The 17,684-nt window shown below is 77.0% G+C and carries 9 protein-coding genes; 7 read left to right on the top strand and 2 right to left on the bottom strand.

Annotated features, from left to right (window positions below):
• Window positions 1-58 precede the first annotated feature (58 nt).
• The 3 genes from SK069_RS15505 to SK069_RS15495 are packed head-to-tail and all read left to right on the top strand — an operon-like array spanning window position 59 to window position 8,013.
• Window positions 59-3,088 (top strand): PD-(D/E)XK nuclease family protein, encoded by a 3,030-nt coding sequence (locus tag SK069_RS15505; RefSeq protein WP_319955155.1) that lies wholly within the window; start codon window positions 59-61, stop codon window positions 3,086-3,088.
• On the top strand, window positions 3,085-6,801 hold the full coding sequence (locus tag SK069_RS15500) for a UvrD-helicase domain-containing protein (protein ID WP_319955154.1): 3,717 nt from the start codon (window positions 3,085-3,087) through the stop codon (window positions 6,799-6,801). Before SK069_RS15505 ends, SK069_RS15500 begins: the two co-directional genes overlap by 4 nt.
• 30 nt (window positions 6,802-6,831) lie before the next feature.
• Window positions 6,832-8,013 carry an MFS transporter gene (locus tag SK069_RS15495; protein ID WP_319955153.1) on the top strand — a complete coding sequence of 394 codons (1,182 nt, stop codon included), beginning with the start codon at window positions 6,832-6,834 and terminating at the stop codon, window positions 8,011-8,013.
• On the opposite strand, the gene SK069_RS15490 is transcribed toward SK069_RS15495, so the two are convergent.
• Window positions 8,010-9,032: a YihY/virulence factor BrkB family protein gene (locus SK069_RS15490; protein ID WP_319955152.1), complete on the bottom strand. Its 1,023-nt coding sequence runs from the start codon at window positions 9,030-9,032 to the stop codon at window positions 8,010-8,012. The two genes, SK069_RS15495 and SK069_RS15490, sit on opposite strands and share 4 nt — an antisense overlap.
• 216 nt (window positions 9,033-9,248) lie before the next feature.
• Between SK069_RS15490 and gltB the strand changes: the two genes are divergently transcribed.
• The 4 genes from gltB to SK069_RS15470 all read left to right on the top strand — a co-directional run bounded on the left by gltB (window position 9,249) and on the right by SK069_RS15470 (window position 17,328).
• Complete coding sequence (gltB, locus tag SK069_RS15485; RefSeq protein ID WP_319955151.1) at window positions 9,249-13,868, top strand: glutamate synthase large subunit; 4,620 nt, start codon at window positions 9,249-9,251, stop codon at window positions 13,866-13,868.
• Window positions 13,868-15,352, top strand: coding sequence for a glutamate synthase subunit beta (locus tag SK069_RS15480; RefSeq protein WP_319955150.1), 1,485 nt, complete (start codon window positions 13,868-13,870; stop codon window positions 15,350-15,352). Before gltB ends, SK069_RS15480 begins: the two co-directional genes overlap by 1 nt.
• A gap of 117 nt (window positions 15,353-15,469) precedes the next feature.
• Window positions 15,470-16,099: a TetR/AcrR family transcriptional regulator gene (locus tag SK069_RS15475; protein ID WP_319955149.1), complete on the top strand. Its 630-nt coding sequence runs from the start codon at window positions 15,470-15,472 to the stop codon at window positions 16,097-16,099.
• 146 nt (window positions 16,100-16,245) lie between these two features.
• Window positions 16,246-17,328: a hypothetical protein gene (locus tag SK069_RS15470; RefSeq protein WP_319955148.1), complete on the top strand. Its 1,083-nt coding sequence runs from the start codon at window positions 16,246-16,248 to the stop codon at window positions 17,326-17,328.
• 174 nt (window positions 17,329-17,502) lie between these two features.
• On the opposite strand, the gene SK069_RS15465 is transcribed toward SK069_RS15470, so the two are convergent.
• The coding region (locus SK069_RS15465) for a hypothetical protein (protein ID WP_319955147.1) at window positions 17,503-17,684 on the bottom strand (182 nt) is incomplete at its 5' end.

The following is a 17,684-nucleotide window of genomic DNA, read 5'->3' as shown; positions in this document are numbered from 1 at the left end:
GATCGCGCGCTGCACGGCGGCTTGCGGTCCGTCCGCGAGCGTTGCCAGCCTCGATGACGTGACGCTGCAGCTCGTCACCGGACCGACGAACGCCCGCAAGGCGGGCGTCGTGCTGGGCCTCGTGCGGCGCTGGGCGACCGCCGGTCGCCGGCCGGTGCTCGTCGTGCCGACGGGGTCGGACGCCGACGTCTACCGGCGCGAGCTCCTCGGCCTCGCCGGCGGCGTCGTCACGGGCGTCCGCGTGGTCACGCCCGACGGCCTGGCCCGCCTGGCACGCCGCGCCGCCGGCCGGCCGCCCGCCGAGCTCGGCGCCCTGACGCGGGATCGGCTGCTCGTGGCCGGGCTGCGGGCCCTCGCGCCCGAGCGGCCCCTCGCCGCCGCCCGCGAGCGGCCGCGGCTGCGGTCCCGCCTCGACGTGCTGCTCGAGGAGCTCGCCGAGCGGGGCCTCGGCCTCGCCGACCTCGAGGACGCGCTCGGGCGGGTGGATCCGGCGGAGGCGACCGTCGACCCGCAGCTCCTCGCCGACCTGCGGGTCGTCGTCGGCGGGATGGAGGAGGCCGCGGGCGAGGGCGGCCTCGACGGCGCGCGCTCCCCCGGCACCGTCGCGGTGGAGGTGCGTCGCGCGCTCGTCGCCGGCGGCTGGCGGGCCCCGGTCGCGCTCTACGGCTTCGACGACCTGACCTTCGGGCAGCAGGCGCTGCTGCGCGTCCTGGCGCGCGGGGCGGACGTCGTCGTCTCGCTGCCGTTCGTTGACGGCCGCCGCGCGACGGCGGCGCGCCGGGACCTCGTCGAGGAGCTCCGGCGCACGGCCGAGGAGCTGCCGGAGGACGCTCCTGGCCGGACCGGACTGCTGCCGCTGCGGGCCGGCGCGGAGGTGCTGGCGGGCTCCACCGTCGCGCGGATCGGGCGCCGCGAGGTCGTCCTCGCCGGAGGACCGGCGGAGAGCGGACGGGCGCGTCTCGCCGCCTCGATCTTCGAGCCGCGCGCCGCGTCCCCGCCGGGGGCCACCGGGGACGGGGACGTCCTCGGCGACGTCGTGACCCTGACGGGCGGCGACGCGCGGGCCGAGGCCGAGGGCCTCGCGCACCTCCTCGCCGAGGCGGTCGCCGAGCACGGCCTGGCCTGGCACGACGTCGCCATCGCCACGCGCGACGCCGGCGGGGTCGGCGGCGCCCGGCTCGAGCGGGCGCTGGCGACCCTCGGCGTGCCGGTGGCGCGGCCCCGGCAGGAGCCCGCGCAGCGCACGGGCGTCGGTCGCGCGCTCCTCTCGCTGCTGGCGCTGCGGACGGGGGAGGGCGACGCCGACGACGTGGTCCGGGTGGCGACGGAGCTGCTCCCCGCCGCTCCCGCGGTCCGCGACGCCCTCGACGCGTGGGCGATCGGCCTGCGGCGCGGTGGGATCGAGCGCGCGGCAGCGGCGCTGGAGCGCGCGGAGGGCCTGCTGGACGGCACGTCCGCGGCGCCCCTGCTGGAGCGCGCGCTGACGGCGGACGACGACCCGGTGGCAGCGGTGCTGCTGCTGCGCGACGCGCTGCCCGCGCTCGTCGACGCCCAGCCCGCGACGGGCGGCGACGAGGACGTCCTGGCCCGCGCGGCGACGGCGATCGACCGCTGGCTCGCGGAGCTCGAGGAGCTGGCGCGCCGGTCGCCCGCGCTGCTGCCCACGCCGGCGGAGCTGCGCCGCGAGCTCGGGCAGCTGCCCGTCCCCGCGGGCCACGCGCCCGGACCGGGCCGGGTCGAGATCGCCGAGCCCGCGGCCCTGCGGGGGCGCCACCTCGCGGTCCTCGCGCTCGCCGGGCTCGACGAGGCGGCGTTCCCCGCTCCGGAGCCCGTCGACCCGCTCGTCGACCGCGAGACCCGCGCGGTGCTCGCCGCGGCCGCGGGCGGGGCGCTCCTCGCCGTTCCGGCGGAGCGACTGGCCGCCGAGCGGATGCTCTTCCTCGAGCTCGTGGCGCGCCCGACCCGGCTGCTCGTCCTCAGCCGCCCCGAGGCCACCGAGCGCGGCGAGCCGCGGCCGCCGTCGCCGTTCCTCGCCGACGTCGCGGCGACGCTCGCCCCGGCGCGAGCGCGGACGCTCGCGCGGTCCTCGGCCCTCGTCGCGCCGCCCGACCGGCGCTCGACCGCCACGCCGGGGCCCCTCGGCTCGGAGCTGGACGCCGTCGGGCGCGAGACGGTCCGCCGCGTGCTGCTCGAGCGCTCGCGCTTCACCGTGCGCGAGGTCGAGCGCCTGGCCCGCTGCCCGGTCTGCTGGCTCGTCGAGCACCTCGCCGGGGCGCGGGACGACCGACCGGAGACCGAGCCCCAGCGCCACGGGCAGCTCGTCCACGAGGTGCTCCAGCGTGCGATCGTCGAGGTCGCGGGGGGCGGGGACCGCCCGCCCTACGCGGCGCTCGACCGCGACGCCCTGCTGGCCGCGGGCCGCCGGGTGCTCGACGAGCTCGGGCCGGTCGCGGTCGCGGGCCTGCCGCCCCACCGCGCGGCGGTCCTGCGGCGGCGCGCCGAGACCGGCGTGGCCGCCGTCCTCGGCGCGCTGGGCGAGCGCTACGGGGAGGCGCGCCTGGAGGCCGTCGAGCTCCGGATCGACGACGACGGGGACGTCCCGCCCCTGGACCTCGGCGACGGCGCCCGGGCCGTCGGCCGCGTCGATCGCGTCGATCGCGTGCCGCTGCCCGGCGAGGGGGAGGGGATCGGCGTCGTGGACTACAAGCTCGGCGGCGGCGGCGCGGTCCCGGCCACCCGCTGGGCCGACACGGCGACGATCCAGGCCGGGGCCTATCTGGCGGCGGTCGCCGCGGCCGGTGGGGAGGCGCCCGCCTATGCGCTCTACCAGCCGGCCGCGCCCCGGACGGGCGTGCTCACGGGCGCCCGCCCCCCGGCGGGCCTCGAGCACCGCGGCGCCCTGAGCGCCAGCCGCGGTCGGGGCCCGAAGGACGTCGCCGGAGTCCAGGCCGCGCTCGACGAGCTCTTGGCCCAGGCGCGCGAGGCCGTCGGGGCGCTGCGCGCCGGCGCGATCACGCCGACCCCGGAAGGGTCGGTCCACGGCCGCGACGGCGGCTGCGACCACCCGGCGATCGCGAGGCTCTGGTGAGCGCGACCGAGCAGACCTCGCTGCTGGATCTCCTCGCCGCGGCCGAGGAGGAGGCCGCCGCGCCCGTGGACGCGCTCGTCGACCCCGCGCTGCTGCACGACGAGCGCGGGCGGCTGCGGCGCGGCCTGCCGACGGCCGACGGCGACGGCGGCACGTTCACCGACCGCCAGGCGGAGGCGATCGCCCGTCGCGGTCCGACCCTCGTGTCCGCGGGGGCGGGGGCCGGCAAGACGAGCGTCCTCGTCGAGCGGTACGTCCGCCTGCTCGTCGAGGACGAGACGCTCGACACCGGGCAGATCCTCGCGATCACCTTCACGGAGAAGGCCGCCGCCGAGATGCGCGAGCGCGCCCGGCGGCGCCTCGACGCCCTGCTCCAGGGCACCGAGACGCCCGAGCGGTGGCGGCTCGAGGACGCCTGGATCGGCACCTTCCACGCGGTCGCCCAGCGGCTGCTGCGCCGCCACGCGCTCGCCGCCGGGCTCGACCCCGACGTCGCGGTGATCGACGGGACCCGCGCGGCCGAGCTGCGACGGACGGCGTACGAGCAGGCGCTGCGCGGCTGGCTGCGCGGCGACCCCGACCGCGACGCGACGCTCGCGCTCGACCCGCTCGGCCTCGCGGGGTCCTACGGCCTCGACCTCCTGCGGCAGGAGACGCTCGCGCTGCTCGACCTGCGGCGCACCCAGGGACGCGACCCGGCCGACGAGCCGGGTCTCGCCGTCCCCGCCGCCACGCCGCTGCCGGACGGCGCGGCGACCCGGGGCGCCGGCGCGGTGGCGGCGCTGCGGGACGCGCTGCGCGACGCGCGCTCCGAGGTCGGCGACGCGCTGGACGCCGGTCCCTCGGCTGCGGCGCGCCGGGCCGGCGAGCAGCTCCTGGAGCTCGCCGTCCGGATCGAAGCCGACCTCGACGCCGCCGCGGGCCGGTCCGGCGGCGTCCCGGCGTCGTCCGTCGTGGGCGAGTGGATCGTGCCGCCGCGCCGGTCGGCGACGGTGAAGGGCCCGGCGTGCGAGGCGCTGCGCGCCGCGGTCGACGACCTCGCGCGAGCGGCCCGGGCGGCCGAGCTGCTGCCCCGCGGGGAGGCGGAGGTCGTGCTGCGCGAGGCGCTGCTGCGCGCGACGGCGCGCCGCTACCGGCGCCTGAAGCGCGAGCGCTCCGTCGTCGACTTCGACGACCTCCTCCTCGGGCTCCTGCGGCTGCTGCGCCGGCGCCGCGACCTCGCCGCGATGCTCCGGCGGCGCTTCCGCCACGTCCTCGTCGACGAGTTCCAGGACACGAACCCCGTGCAGCTCGAGCTCGTCGCGCTGCTCTCCGAGCCCGACCGGCGGTTCCACGTCGGCGACCGCCTGCAGGCGATCTACGGCTTCCGTCACGCGACCGTGCGCGGGTTCGACGAGGCGGCCGCGGAGGCCGAGGCGGGCGGGGGCCGGCTCGCCCTGGACGAGACGTTCCGCTGCCCGGCGCCCGTGCTCGCGCTGACGAACCGCGTCGGCGCGGCGGCCCACGCCGACTACCAGCCGCTCGTCGGCGGCCACGAGCGCGCCCCGGGCGACCGGCGGGACGCGCCGGAGGTCGAGGTCCACCTCGTCGCGGAGAGCCCCGAGCACGCCCGCGAGGTTGCCGCCGCCCAGGCGGCGGCCGCCGAGGAGTCCGGCGGGGAGCCCGAGCCGCCCCCGATCGACCCGGACGAGGCCGGCCACGTCGCGGCGCTCGTGCAGGAGCTGCTCGACGCCGGGCGTCGCCCGGGCGACATCGCGCTGCTCGTCCGGCGCACCGCGCCCGTCGCCGCGCTGGAGCGGGCGCTCCTGCAGCACGGGATCGACGCCGTCCCGGCCGTCGCCGCGCCGCTGCTGGAGGCCCTGGAGGTCCGGGAGCTCGAGGCGTGGCTGCGCGCCCTGGCCAATCCGCGCGACGACGTCGCGCTGCTCGGGGCGCTGCGCCTGCCGACCGCCGGGGTCGACGCCGACGCGCTCGTGCCGCTGGCGGCCGAGCATCGGGCGGCGCTCGAGGAGGCACGCGCGACCGGTGGCGAGCCCCCCGCGCTCTGGGACACCGTGCGGGCGCTCGACGACCGCGAGGCCACGGTCGCGATGCCCGATCCCGCCCGCGACGAGCTCGACCTGCAGGTGCTCGCGCTCCTGCGCCACCGGGCGCTCGCCCGGCGGGGCGGTCCGGGGGCCGTGCTCGCGGAGATCCTCGCCGACGGCGCCTACCGCGCCGCGATCCTCGCGCGGCCCGGGGCCGCGCGCCGCTGGTCCGCCGTCCAGGCCTTCGCCGACTGGGTCGAGGAGCAGGAGGCGGCCGGCGACGACCTCCACGCCCTCGTCCGCCGCATCGCCGACGACCGCGCCGACGGACCGTCGAGTCCGATCGTGCTCGACGGGGCGGCGGTCCGGATCTCGACCATCCACCGGGCGAAGGGCCTCGAGTGGCCCGTCGTCATCTGCTGCGACCTCGGCTCCCGGATCAACGCCGATCGTCCGCGGGTGATCGTCGACCCCGACCCGGCGAGCGCGCGGATCGGCCTGCGGCTCGGCGTCGGGAAGGACGCGGTGGGGCTCTGGGACCACGACGCGCTGAAGGCCGAGGCCGACCGCACGCAGGCCGAGGAGGAGCGCCGGCTGGTGCACGTCGCGCTCACCCGCGCGAAGGAGCGGCTGATCCTCTGCGGGGTCTGGCCCCCCGAGAAGGCGCAGGACGGCGTCCCCGCCACGCGGCTCGCGCCGAAGGGCGTGCCGGTCGGGGCCCGGCCCGGCGCGTCGCACCACGACCTGCTGCCCCGGACGCCGCCGATCCGCTGGCTGCTGCCGCTCGTGGCCGACGCCGAGGCGTGGCCGGCGATCGGCGAGGAGGGGACGCTGACCGTCGAGGATCCGACGTCCGGGACCCGCGCGCCGGCGACGGTCCGGCTGCTGGTCCGCGACCCCCGGGGCCCGCTCATGGCGCCGCCGCTGCGCCCCGCCGGGGCGCCCCGGCCGGTCGAGCGGGCGCGGGAGGCCGGGGACGGCCCCGCCGTGGCCCCGCATCGCGAGCCGGTGCCGGCCGCGCCCGCGCACCCCCTGCCCGCGGCCGTCTCCGCGACGAGCCTCGCGCAGCGCCTGGGGCTCGGCGTGCACGACGACGCGGTCGCGGCCCCGGAGGCGACGGTCGATCCCGATGCGGCGCGTCGTCGCGGGCTGCTCGTCCACGGCCTGCTCGAGCAGCGGCTCGCGGGCGGCGCCGGCGACCTCGCGGCGCTCGCCGCGGACCTCGAGCTCCCGCATCCCTCGGCGGGGGAGGAGGCCCGTGCGCGGGCGCTCGCCGACGCGCTCGCCGCGAGCCCGGCCGCCGCGCTCGTGCGCGCGGCGCCGCCGCAGCGGCGTCACGTCGAGCGCGACCTGCTCTACGAGCTCGGCGGCGCGCGACCGCTCGTCCAGGGCGTCGTCGACGCCTGGATCGACCACGAGGACGGCAGCGTGACGATCGTGGACTGGAAGACCGGCGTGCTCGGCGACGTCCTCGGCCCGGCGCAGGCCCTGCAGCGCGACGTCTACGCGCTCGGCGCGCTGCTCACGGGCGCCCCGGCGGTCGAGGTGCGGGTCGTCGGCGTCGACGCCGACGGGCTCGCGCGCGAGATCGTCGCGACGATCGGGAGCAGCGAGCTGCCGGCGCTGCGCGAGCGCCTGGCCGCCGCCGTCGACGCCGCGCAGGAGCAGCCGCCCCCGCGCGCCTGACCTGCGGCGCTGGGCTGGGACGATGGCCTCGTGCCGCCCGTCGTCGCCTACCGCGAGCTGCTCCGCGCCCCGGGCGTGGGGCGGCTGTTCGCCGGCTCGCTCCTGGCGCGGTGCTGCAACGGGGCGCTCGGGCTCCTGCTCGTCCTGCGGGTCCGCGAGCTCGGCGGCGACTACGGGACGGCCGGGATCGTCGCCGGCGCCTACGCGCTCGGCCTCGCCGTCGGGGCGCCGCTGCTCGGGCGCGCGATCGACCGCCGGGGCCAGACGGCCGTGCTGCGCCTCGCGGCGGCCGGCACCGCGTCCGGTCTCGTCGCGCTCGCGCTGCTCCCGCACGGCGCGGTCGCCGCCGCGATCCCGCTCGCGGCCCTGACCGGCGCGACGATGCCCCCGGTCTCCTCCTGCGCCCGCGCGCTCTGGGAGGTCGTCTTCCCCGAACCGGCGCGCCGGCACGGGATGCTCGCCCTGGACGCCACGGCGTTCGAGGCGACCTACGTCGTCGTCCCGGCGGCGCTCGTGGCCCTCGCGGCGGTCTCCGCGCCGGCGGCGCTGGGCCTCGCGGCCGGGGCGGTCCTCGCGGGCACGGCCTGGTTCACCGGCGCCCCGGCGTCGCGCGCGTGGCGGGCGGACGCGGCCGCCGCGCCGAGCCTGCTCGGCGCGCTCGCGGCCCCGGGGGTCCGCGTCGTGGTCGGCGTCTGGGTCCTGCTCGCGGTCGCGATCGGCACGACCGAGGTCGCGATCGCCGCCTTCGCGGAGGAGCACGGCGCCCGCTCGGCGACCGGCCTGCTGCTGGCGGCGTGGGGCGTGACGAGCATGATCGGCGGCCTCGTCGCCGGGCGGCGGGCGCCGCGGGAGCCGGTGGGGCGCCTCGCGGCGCTGCTCGTCGTGCTGGGCGTCGCCCACGCGGCTCTCGCGCTGGCCGGCTCGATGGCGACGCTCGCCGTCGCGCTGCTGCTCGCGGGCCTGGCGCTCGCGCCCGCGATGATCGTCGGGCTCGGCCTGCTCAGCGACGCCGCCCCGCCCGGCCGGCTGACGGAGGCGTCCACCTGGCTGGCGACCGGGCTCGGCGTCGGCATCGCGCTCGGCGCCGCCGCCGGCGGCGCGCTGGTCGACGCGCACGCCGCCTGGGCGGCGTTCGGACTCGGCGCGCCCGGGCTCCTGGTGGCCGCGTGGCTCGTCCGCGCGCGCCGGGCGGACCTCGGGCCGCCGGCCTAGTCCGATGCCGCGGCGGTCCCGGCCCGGGCCCCCGGCAGCGCCGTCGAGACCCCCGACGCCGGGGGCGGACCGCCCGTCCGCAGCAGCAGGGTGCGGGCGACCTCCGCGTCGACCTCGGCGCCGAAGAGGAACGCCGCCGAGGAGAGCCAGAGGTAGAAGAGGAGGACGACGGCGCCGCCGAGCGCGCCGTAGGCGCTGCCGAAGCCCGCCACCTGGACGTAGATCGCGAACGCGATCGACGCGACGAGCCAGAGGACGAGCGCGGTCACGGCGCCGGGGGTCACGAATCGCGTCAGCCATCCGCCCGTCGCCTCCCCGTCGTCGCGGTCGAAGTCCGGGGCGAGCTGGTAGATCACGCCGAGCGCGACGACGAGCAGGAGCGCCGCCAGCGGCCACTGCGCGATCGACCAGACCGTGCGGGAGACGTCGCCGAGGCCGAGGCTCGAGAACAGCGAGTCGCCGATGCCGCCCTGCGCCAGCACGATCGCCGCCGCGAGGGCGAGCACGAGGATCACGAGGACGGCGGTCGCCACGTCCGCGAGCTTGTGGCGGACGAAGCCGCGCGACTCGTCGAGGTGATGGACCTCGTTCAGCGCCCGCCCCGCCGCCGCGAACGCGCCGCTGGCGCCGTTCAGCGCCAGGAGCACGGAGAGCACGAGGGCGACGCTCGCGCCGCCCTTCGCCTGGTCCAGCGCGTTGGCGACGAGCTCGCGCACGCCGTCCGCCGAGGCGTCCGCGGTGGTCGACGAGGTGTGGTCCTTCAGGAGGTCGACGAACTCGTCGGCGACCGCCTGCGGCAGCGAGCTCGCGCCGACGAGGGTCGTGATCGCCGCCGCGACGAGGAGGATCGGGACGATCGACAGGATCGTGTAGTAGGCGAGCGTCGCGGCCCAGTCCGTCATGCCCTGGGCGCGGAACGCGGCGAACGCCCGGGTCGCGACGCCCTTCCACGCCGCCCGCGACAGTCGGGCTCCGTCGCCGGGGCGCATGCGCGGTGGACGCGTGGGGGACTCCGCCATCCTCCTCGACGCTATACCCCCGATCCGCGGGCGGGACGCGCGATCGGCCGGTGCGGTGCGACCCGGCCCCCTGCCACCGCGGAAGCCCGTGGCGAACAGGTGCTCGCCCGCGGGAGTAGAGCCCCTCGCGGGCGCGGTGTACCCTCTTGGGTTCCTCCGGGCGGTCCCGCGAAGCCCTGATGGGCGCGCCCCAGGCCCCCGCCGGAGCTCCCTCCTATGACTCGATTCACCCGCCTCCCGGAGGCCGCCGGCCTCTACGACCCACGCAACGAGCACGACGCCTGCGGCGTCGCGATGGTCGCGCGTCTGGACAACGTGCCGACGCACGAGACGATCACGAAGGCGCTCGTCGCGCTCGAGTGCATGGATCACCGAGGCGGCGCCGGCGCCGACGCCCGAACAGGCGACGGGGCCGGCATCCTCGTGCAGATCCCGCACGCCTTCTTCCGCGAGGTCGTGGACTTCGAGCTGCCCGATCCGGGGCAGTACGCGGTGGCGATGTGCTTCCTGCCGCAGGACGAGCAGCGGCGCACGATGATCGAGGAGCTCCTGGAGCGCAACGTCCGCGCCGAGGGGCAGATCGTCCTCGGCTGGCGCGACGTCCCCGTCCGCCCGGACGAGATCGGGCACATCGCGCGCGCCGCGCAGCCGGTCGTCCGGCAGCTCTTCGTCGAGGCCGGCCCCGGCTTCGCCGCCGACGTCGCGGCGTTCGAGCGCAAGCTCTACGTCATCCGCCGGATCTGCGAGCTGGCCACGGACGAGCTCTACGTCAGCACCTTCTCGACGCGCACGATCGTCTACAAGGGCATGCTCCTGTCGGCGCAGGTGCCGGCGTTCTACCCCGACCTCCAGGACGAGCGCTTCACCTCCGCGCTGGCCCTCGTCCACTCCCGGTTCTCGACGAACACGTTCCCGAGCTGGGACCGGGCCCACCCCAACCGCGTGATCGCCCACAACGGCGAGATCAACACGCTCATGGGCAACGTCAACTGGATGCGGGCGCGCGAGTCGCAGCTCGCCTCCGACCTCTTCGGCGGGGACATCCAGAAGATCACCCCGGTCGTGCGCCCGGGCGGCTCGGACTCCGCGACGCTCGACAACGTCCTCGAGCTGCTCATGCTCGCGGGCCGGTCGCTGCCGCACGCCGCGATGATGTGCGTGCCCGAGGCCTTCCAGGGACGCAGCGACCTGCCGCCGGAGCTCGTCGGCTTCTACGCCTACCACTCGCTGCTCATGGAGCCGTGGGACGGGCCCGCGGCGGTCTGCTTCACCGACGGCCGGATCGTCGGCGCGACGCTGGACCGCAACGGCCTGCGTCCGGGTCGCTGGGTCCAGACGAAGGACGGCTGGATCATCCTCGGCTCGGAGACCGGCATGCTGCCGCTCGAGCCGTCGAACATCGAGCGCCTCGGGCGCCTCGCGCCGGGCAAGCTCTTCCTCGTCGACCTCGAGCAGCACCGCGTGGTCGAGGACGAGGAGGTCAAGCGCGACATCGCCCGGCAGCGGCCGTACGAGGCCTGGCACCGCGAGCAGTCCGTGCACTTCAGCGACCTGCCGGTCCGCCGCGCGGTCCACGAGAGCGGTCGCCACCTGCGCCAGCTCCAGCAGTCCTTCGGCTACACGCAGGAGGACCTGCGCACGCTGCTGGCGCCGATGGCCTCCGGCGGGCAGGAGCCGCTGGGCTCGATGGGCAACGACGCCGCGCTCGCGGTGCTCTCCGACCAGCGCCCGCCGCTCTTCAGCTACTTCAAGCAGCTGTTCGCCCAGGTGACGAACCCGCCGATCGACCCGATCCGCGAGGAGCTCGTCATGTCGCTGGCGACCGCCATCGGCGGCCAGCGCAACCTCCTGGACGAGACGCCCGAGCACGCGCACCAGCTCGTGCTCGACCAGCCGATCCTGCGCAACGACGAGCTCGAGACCCTGCGCCAGGTCGACACCGGGGTCTTCAACGCCCACACGATCGACATCACCTGGCCGGCGGCCGAGGGCCCCGACGGGCTCACCACGCGGCTGGCGCAGATCTGCGACGAGGCCTACGACGTCGTCCGCCAGGGCTGCAACGTCCTCGTGCTCTCGGACCGCGCCACGGACGCGGGCCGGGTGGCGATCCCGTCGCTGCTGGCCGTCGCGGCCACGCACCACCACCTCGTGCGCGAGGGCGTGCGGCTGCAGTGCGGCCTCGTCCTGGAGTCCGCCGAGCCGCGCGAGGTGCACCACTTCTGCACGCTGCTGGGCTTCGGCGTCCAGGCGATCAACCCGTACCTCATGCTCGACTCGGTCGACCAGCTGGTCGCCGAGGGGCGCGTGGACGGCGTCACCGACGCCGAGGTCGCGCAGCGCAACACGGTGAAGGCGATCGGCAAGGGCCTCCTGAAGACGATCTCGAAGATCGGGATCTCGACGGTCGCCTCGTACTCGGGCGCCCAGATCTTCGAGGCCGTCGGCCTGGCGCCCGACGTCGTGGACCGGCACTTCACCGGCACGGCGTCGCGGATCGGCGGCATCGGCCTGGAGGTCATCGCGCAGGAGGCGATCGACCGCCACGCCCGCGCCGGCTGGGCCGGGACGGTCGCCGGCAACGAGGACCTGCTGCCGGTCGGCGGGCTCTACAAGTGGCGCCGCGACGGCGAGCACCACATGTGGAACCCGAACACGATCTCGTTCCTCCAGCACGCGGTGCGCAAGGGCCACCTCGCGCCCGACGGCAGCACGGGGGCCGAGGGCGATGCCGCCCGCGAGGCCTACGACGCGTTCTCCCGCGAGGCGAACGGCGACGCCACGCGCCGCGCGACGCTGCGCGGGCTCATGACGTTCCGCACCGACGACGTCGAGCCGGTGCCGATCGACGAGGTCGAGCCGGTCTCCGCGATCGTCGCGCGCTTCGCGACGGGCGCGATGTCGCTGGGGTCGATCTCGACGGAGGCGCACGAGACGCTGGCGATCGCGATGAACCGCCTCGGCGGCAAGTCGAACACCGGCGAGGGCGGCGAGGACCCGCGGCGGTTCACGCCCGACGCCAACGGCGACCGCCGTCGCTCGGCGATCAAGCAGGTCGCGTCGGGGCGCTTCGGCGTCACCGCGCACTACCTCGCCAACGCCGACCAGCTGCAGATCAAGATGGCGCAGGGCGCGAAGCCCGGCGAGGGCGGCCAGCTGCCCGGCCACAAGGTCGACAAGTACATCGGCTCCGTCCGGCACACGACCCCGGGCGTCGGCCTCATCTCGCCGCCGCCGCACCACGACATCTACTCGATCGAGGATCTGAAGCAGCTGATCTTCGACCTCCGCTGCGGCAACCCGGAGGCCTCCGTCTCGGTGAAGCTCGTCGCCGAGATGGGCGTCGGCACGATCGCCTCGGGCGTCGTGAAGTGCGGCGCCGACCACGTCGTGATCGCCGGTCACGACGGCGGCACCGGCGCCTCCCCGCTGAGCTCGGTCGTCTCGGCCGGCGTGCCGTGGGAGATCGGCCTCGCCGAGACGCAGCAGACGCTGCTGCTCAACGACCTGCGGACCCGCGTGCGCGTCCAGACCGACGGGCAGCTGAAGACCGGTCGCGACGTCATCATCGCGGCGCTGCTCGGCGCCGACGAGTTCGGCTTCTCCACCGCGCCGCTGATCGCGACGGGCTGCATCATGATGCGCGCCTGCCACCTCAACACGTGCCCGGTCGGCATCGCGACCCAGAACCCGGAGCTGCGCAAGCGCTTCAAGGGCACGCCGGAGCACGTCGTGAACTACTTCGTGCTCGTCGCGGAGGAGATGCGCGAGATCATGGCGACGCTCGGCGCGCGCACGCTCGACGAGCTCATCGGCCGCACGGAGCTGCTCCAGGCCGACGAGGCGATCGACCACTGGAAGGCGCGCGGCGTGGACCTCACGCGGCTCTTCGAGCGCCCCGGCCAGCGCGAGGGGGCCGTGCTCTACGGCATCGAGCCGCAGCGCACCGGGCACCTCGACACGCACCTCGACTGGAGCCTGCTCGACGACGCCGCGCCGGCGATCGAGCGCGCCGAGCCGGTCTCGCTGAGCTCGCCGGTGCGCAACATCGACCGCTGCGTCGGCGGCATCCTCAGCTCGCGGGTCGCCACGCACCAGGGGCGCGAGGGCCTGCCGGACGGCACGCTGCGCGTGAGCTTCACGGGCTCGGCGGGCCAGAGCTTCGGCGGCTGGCTCATGCCGGGCATCGAGTTCCACCTCGTCGGCGACGCGAACGACTACACCGGCAAGGGCCTCTCCGGCGGCACCGTGTCGGTCCGTCCCTCCCCGGAGGCGACGTTCGTGGCGGAGGACCAGCAGATCATCGGCAACACCTGCCTCTACGGCGCGACGAAGGGCAAGGCGTTCTTCCGTGGCCGGGCCGGCGAGCGGTTCGCCGTGCGCAACTCGGGGGCGAGCGCCGTCGTCGAGGGCGTGGGCGACCACGGGTGCGAGTACATGACCGGCGGGCGCGTCGTCGTCCTCGGACCGGTCGGGCGCAACTTCGGCGCCGGCATGTCCGGCGGTCTCGCGTTCGTCCACGACGAGCACGGCCGCTTCCGCGAGTACGTCAACCCGACGATGCTCGATCAGCTCGAGGATCCCGACGAGGCCGACCTCATCGAGCTCCGCGCGCTGATCGCCGAGCACGGCGAGCGGACCGGATCGACGGTCGCCGAGCGCCTGCTCGCCGACTGGGAGGCCGCCAAGACGCGCTTCGTGAAGGTCTATCCGACCGACTACAAGCGGGTCCTCGCGCAGCTGGCGCGCGAGGAGGAGGCGGCCGCGGCCGCCGCCACCCCGACGGCCGACGCCGTCGCCGGCACCGATTCCCTCTCGACGGAGGAGCAGGCCTGATGGGCGAGCTCGGCGGGTTCCTGAAGATCGACCGGTCCCCCGTCAAGTGGGACGACCCCTCCGAGCGCGTCGGGCGCTACACGGAGTTCATCGCCCCGCGTCCGGCCGAGGAGGTCCAGCAGCAGGGCGCGCGCTGCATGGAGTGCGGCGTGCCCTTCTGCCACAACGGCTGCCCGCTGGGCAACCTCATCCCGGACTGGAACGACCTCGTCTACCGCGGTGAGTGGAAGCGGGCGATCGACCAGCTGCACGCGACGAACAACTTCCCCGAGTTCACCGGCCGCGTCTGCCCCGCGCCGTGCGAGGCCGCCTGCGTGCTGGAGATCAACGAGGGCGACGCGGTCACGATCAAGCAGATCGAGAACACGATCATCGATCGCGCCTGGGCCGAGGGCTGGGTCACCCCGCAGCGGCCGGAGCAGGAGACGGGCCAGCGCGTGGCCGTCGTCGGCGGCGGGCCGGCCGGGATGGCCGCGGCCCAGCAGCTGCGCCGCGCCGGGCACGGCGTCGTGCTGTTCGAGCGCGACGAGGCCGCCGGCGGCCTGATCCGCTTCGGCGTCCCGGACTTCAAGATCGAGAAGCACGTCGTCGAGCGCCGCGTCCAGCAGCTGCGCGACGAGGGCGTCGAGGTGCGCTGCGGCGTCGAGGTCGGCGTCGACGTGCCGTTCGAGCAGCTGCGCGAGGAGTTCGACGCGGTGCTGCTGGCGATCGGCTCCCGGATCCCGCGCGACCTCCCCGTCGAGGGGCGCGAGCTGGGCGGCGTCCACTTCGCGATGGAGTACCTCTACGAGCGCACGCGCTGGGCACAGGACGAGCAGGGCGTCGAGCCCAGCGCGCCCCGTCCGGAGCCGCGCGGCATCAGCGCCCGGGGCAAGCACGTCGTCGTCATCGGCGGCGGCGACACCGGCGCGGACTGCGTGGCCCAGTCGATCCGCGAGGAGGCCGCGTCGGTCGTCCAGGTCGAGCTGCTGCCCGAGCCTCCGGCTCGGCGGCCCGACGACCGCACCCCGTGGCCGCTCTGGCCGGCGAAGTTCCGCCTGAGCTACGCGATGGAGGAGGCCCGTGCCATCGGCAAGGGCGTCCAGAACTTCTCGGTCGCCACGCTGAAGCTCGCGGGCGACGCGGAGGGCAACGTCCAGACGCTGCACTACGCGCAGGCCGAGCCGGCGCCGCCGTTCGGGCCGATCGCGGGCACCGAGCGCGAGCAGCCCGCCGAGCTCGTGCTGCTGGCCATGGGCTTCCTGCACCCCGACCCGAAGGTCGTCGACGGGTTCGGTCTCGCGAAGGACCCGCGAGGCAACATCAAGGCGGGCGCGTACGCGACCTCCGAGCCGGGCGTGTTCGCCGCCGGCGACTGCCGTCGCGGCCAGTCGCTCATCGTCTGGGCGATCAACGAGGGGCGCCAGGCCGCCCGGGTCTGCGACCGCTACCTCAGCGAGCAGGCCGGGCGCCGCCCGCGTCCCGCCGCCCTCGCCGGCGTCTGACCCTCGGCGCGCGACCCGCCCGGCGGCGGGTCGCGCTCGCCGCGGGGCGGCGCCGACCGTCGCCGCGCGAAGAAGGTGACGCTCCCGTCACCTTCGTGTAGCGTCGCCCTGCCCTCGATGTCCTCCCCGTCCACCGACACCTCCGACCCCGCCCGGCCGCTCGGCAAGCGCGAGCGCACGAAGCAGGCCAACCGCGAGGAGATCCTGCGCGCCGCGATCGAGGCGTTCACGGAGCTGGGCTTCGGTGCGACGACCGTCCGCGACATCGTCCGGCGCACGACCCTGGCGTCCGGCACGTTCTACAACTACTTCCCGGACAAGGACGCGATCCTCCACGAGATCGCCGCCGAGCACGTCCGCGAGGCCGACGAGCGGATGCAGGCGGCGCGCGCGACCGCTCGCACGCCGGCCGAGGCCGTCGAGCGCGGGGCCGCGGCGTACTTCGGGATCCTCGTCGAGCGGCCCGACCTGCTCGCGCTCTTCCGCCGCAACTCCGGCTCGCTGCGAGCCTTCGCCGACGACGCGCTCCTGCACGTCGTGGTCGACGCGCTCCGCGACGACCTCGACCGCCTCGGCGCGGGCGCCGCCACGCCGCTGGACACCGAGCTCCTCGCCGCCGGCCTCATCGGCGCCGGCATGGAGATCGCGATGCGCTTCGCCGAGCGCGGTGGCCAGGACCCGACGGCCGCGCTGGCAGCGCTGCGGGCGCTCGTCGTGGACGGCGTGCTCGGCCGGATCGCCGACTGAGGACCCCGTTCCCGCGCGGCGTCGCCGTCGGCCCGGCCGCGCCGCCGCCGGACCGTCGCGTCACGCCCGCCGCAGGGCGCGGACGGCCGGTCGAGGGCGGACGCGCCACGGCGCGGCCGGCCGCGGCCCCGGCGTACACTCGAGCGGTGTTCTGCCGCCACGGCCGCCGTGAGGATCGCTGCCCCATCTGCGCGAAGGCGAAGCGGCAGCCGCCGGCCCGCAGCGGCTCCTCCTCGGGCGCCCGCTCGACGTCCGGGACCGCCGCCGCGCGGCCCGTCCGGTCCAGCGCCTCGGGGAGCGCGCGGCGGTCCCGCGGCAGCGGCGACGTCCGGGTCCGCAAGCTCTCCCGCCACGCCGACGACGGCTGGCGCAGCGACCTCCTGCCCGGCGTGCTGGGCAGCGCGGAGGCGCTCGAGCTCTGCCGCTTCCTCCTGCGCGCCCGCCTGCGGCTCGAGGCCCTCGCCGGTCCCGACGCGCCCGGTCCCTACGGCCGGGCCGCGACGCTCGCCGCCGGGACGGCGGCCGAGCGCGAGGAGGCCGCGTGGCTCCTCTTCCAGGTCGCCTACTACGGGCCGGTCGAGGGGGAGGGGGCGTTCCTCGAGATCGCGCGCCTGGCGGTCGACTGGACCGCGCCGCTGCCGGACGACGCGACCCTGCGGACGGCGCGCGTCGGTCCTCGCGGGGCCCACGACCACGCCCGCGGCGCGACGACGCTCGTGGCCTACCGCGAGTGGGCGCAGCGCGCCGGTGGCCAGCTCGCGGCGCTCGGCGCGGCGACCGCCGGCCAGAGCGATCCCGCCCGCCGCTTCGACGCGGCGTTCCGCGCCCTCGCGCTGCCGGGCCTGTCGCGCGGCCCGCGGTTCGAGCTCCTCCTGAGCCTCGCCGCCGTCGGGCTGCTCGACGCCCAGCCGTGGTCGCTGCTCCTGGACGCGTCGCGCGATCCGGTCGGGGTCGCGGCGAAGCGCGCCTTCCGCAGCGACGACGGCGTCCTGCTGCAGCGCCGGCTCGGCGCGCTCGCCCGGGCGCTCGCCCTGCCGGTCGCCGCCTTCGACCTCGGCCTGCGCAACTGGGACGCGGCGCCGAAGGACCGCCTCACCGGCGGCGTCCCGGTCCAGGAGGACCCGGACGAGGTCGCGCTGCTCGGCGAGGCGCTGGGGATCGTCCCGGACGCGCCGGCGGCTGCCGAGGCCGACGCCGGGTCCGGCGACGTCGCGCCCGTCGACGGCTGAGCGTCCACCCGGACCGAGCGCGCGGCGTGGCGCGGTGGGACGGCGCTCTCGCGGCGATCCGGGAGCCGCAGGCCCCCGACCGCCCGAGGCGCCGGCAGCGCAGCCCAGGGGCGGCGGGGTGACCGCCAGAGGGCCGTCCACGCCCGGGCGGGCGGCACCAGCGGTGCCGCGCGGTCACTCGAAGCCGAACTCCGACGCGGCCCCGCCACCGGTCGCCCCGCCGCCGGTGCTCCCGTCCCCGGAGCTGCCGCCGCTCCCGCCCGCGCCGCCGGCCGCCGCGCCCGCCGCGGGGGTGGACGCCGGCGCCACGGGCGTCGGCGACGCCACCGCCCGCTCCCGGGCCCGCCGCGCGGCGG

The organism is Patulibacter brassicae (genome assembly GCF_033949425.1).
Lineage (GTDB): Bacteria > Actinomycetota > Thermoleophilia > Solirubrobacterales > Solirubrobacteraceae > Patulibacter > Patulibacter brassicae.
This window is presented reverse-complemented; position numbering and strand designations above follow the sequence as displayed.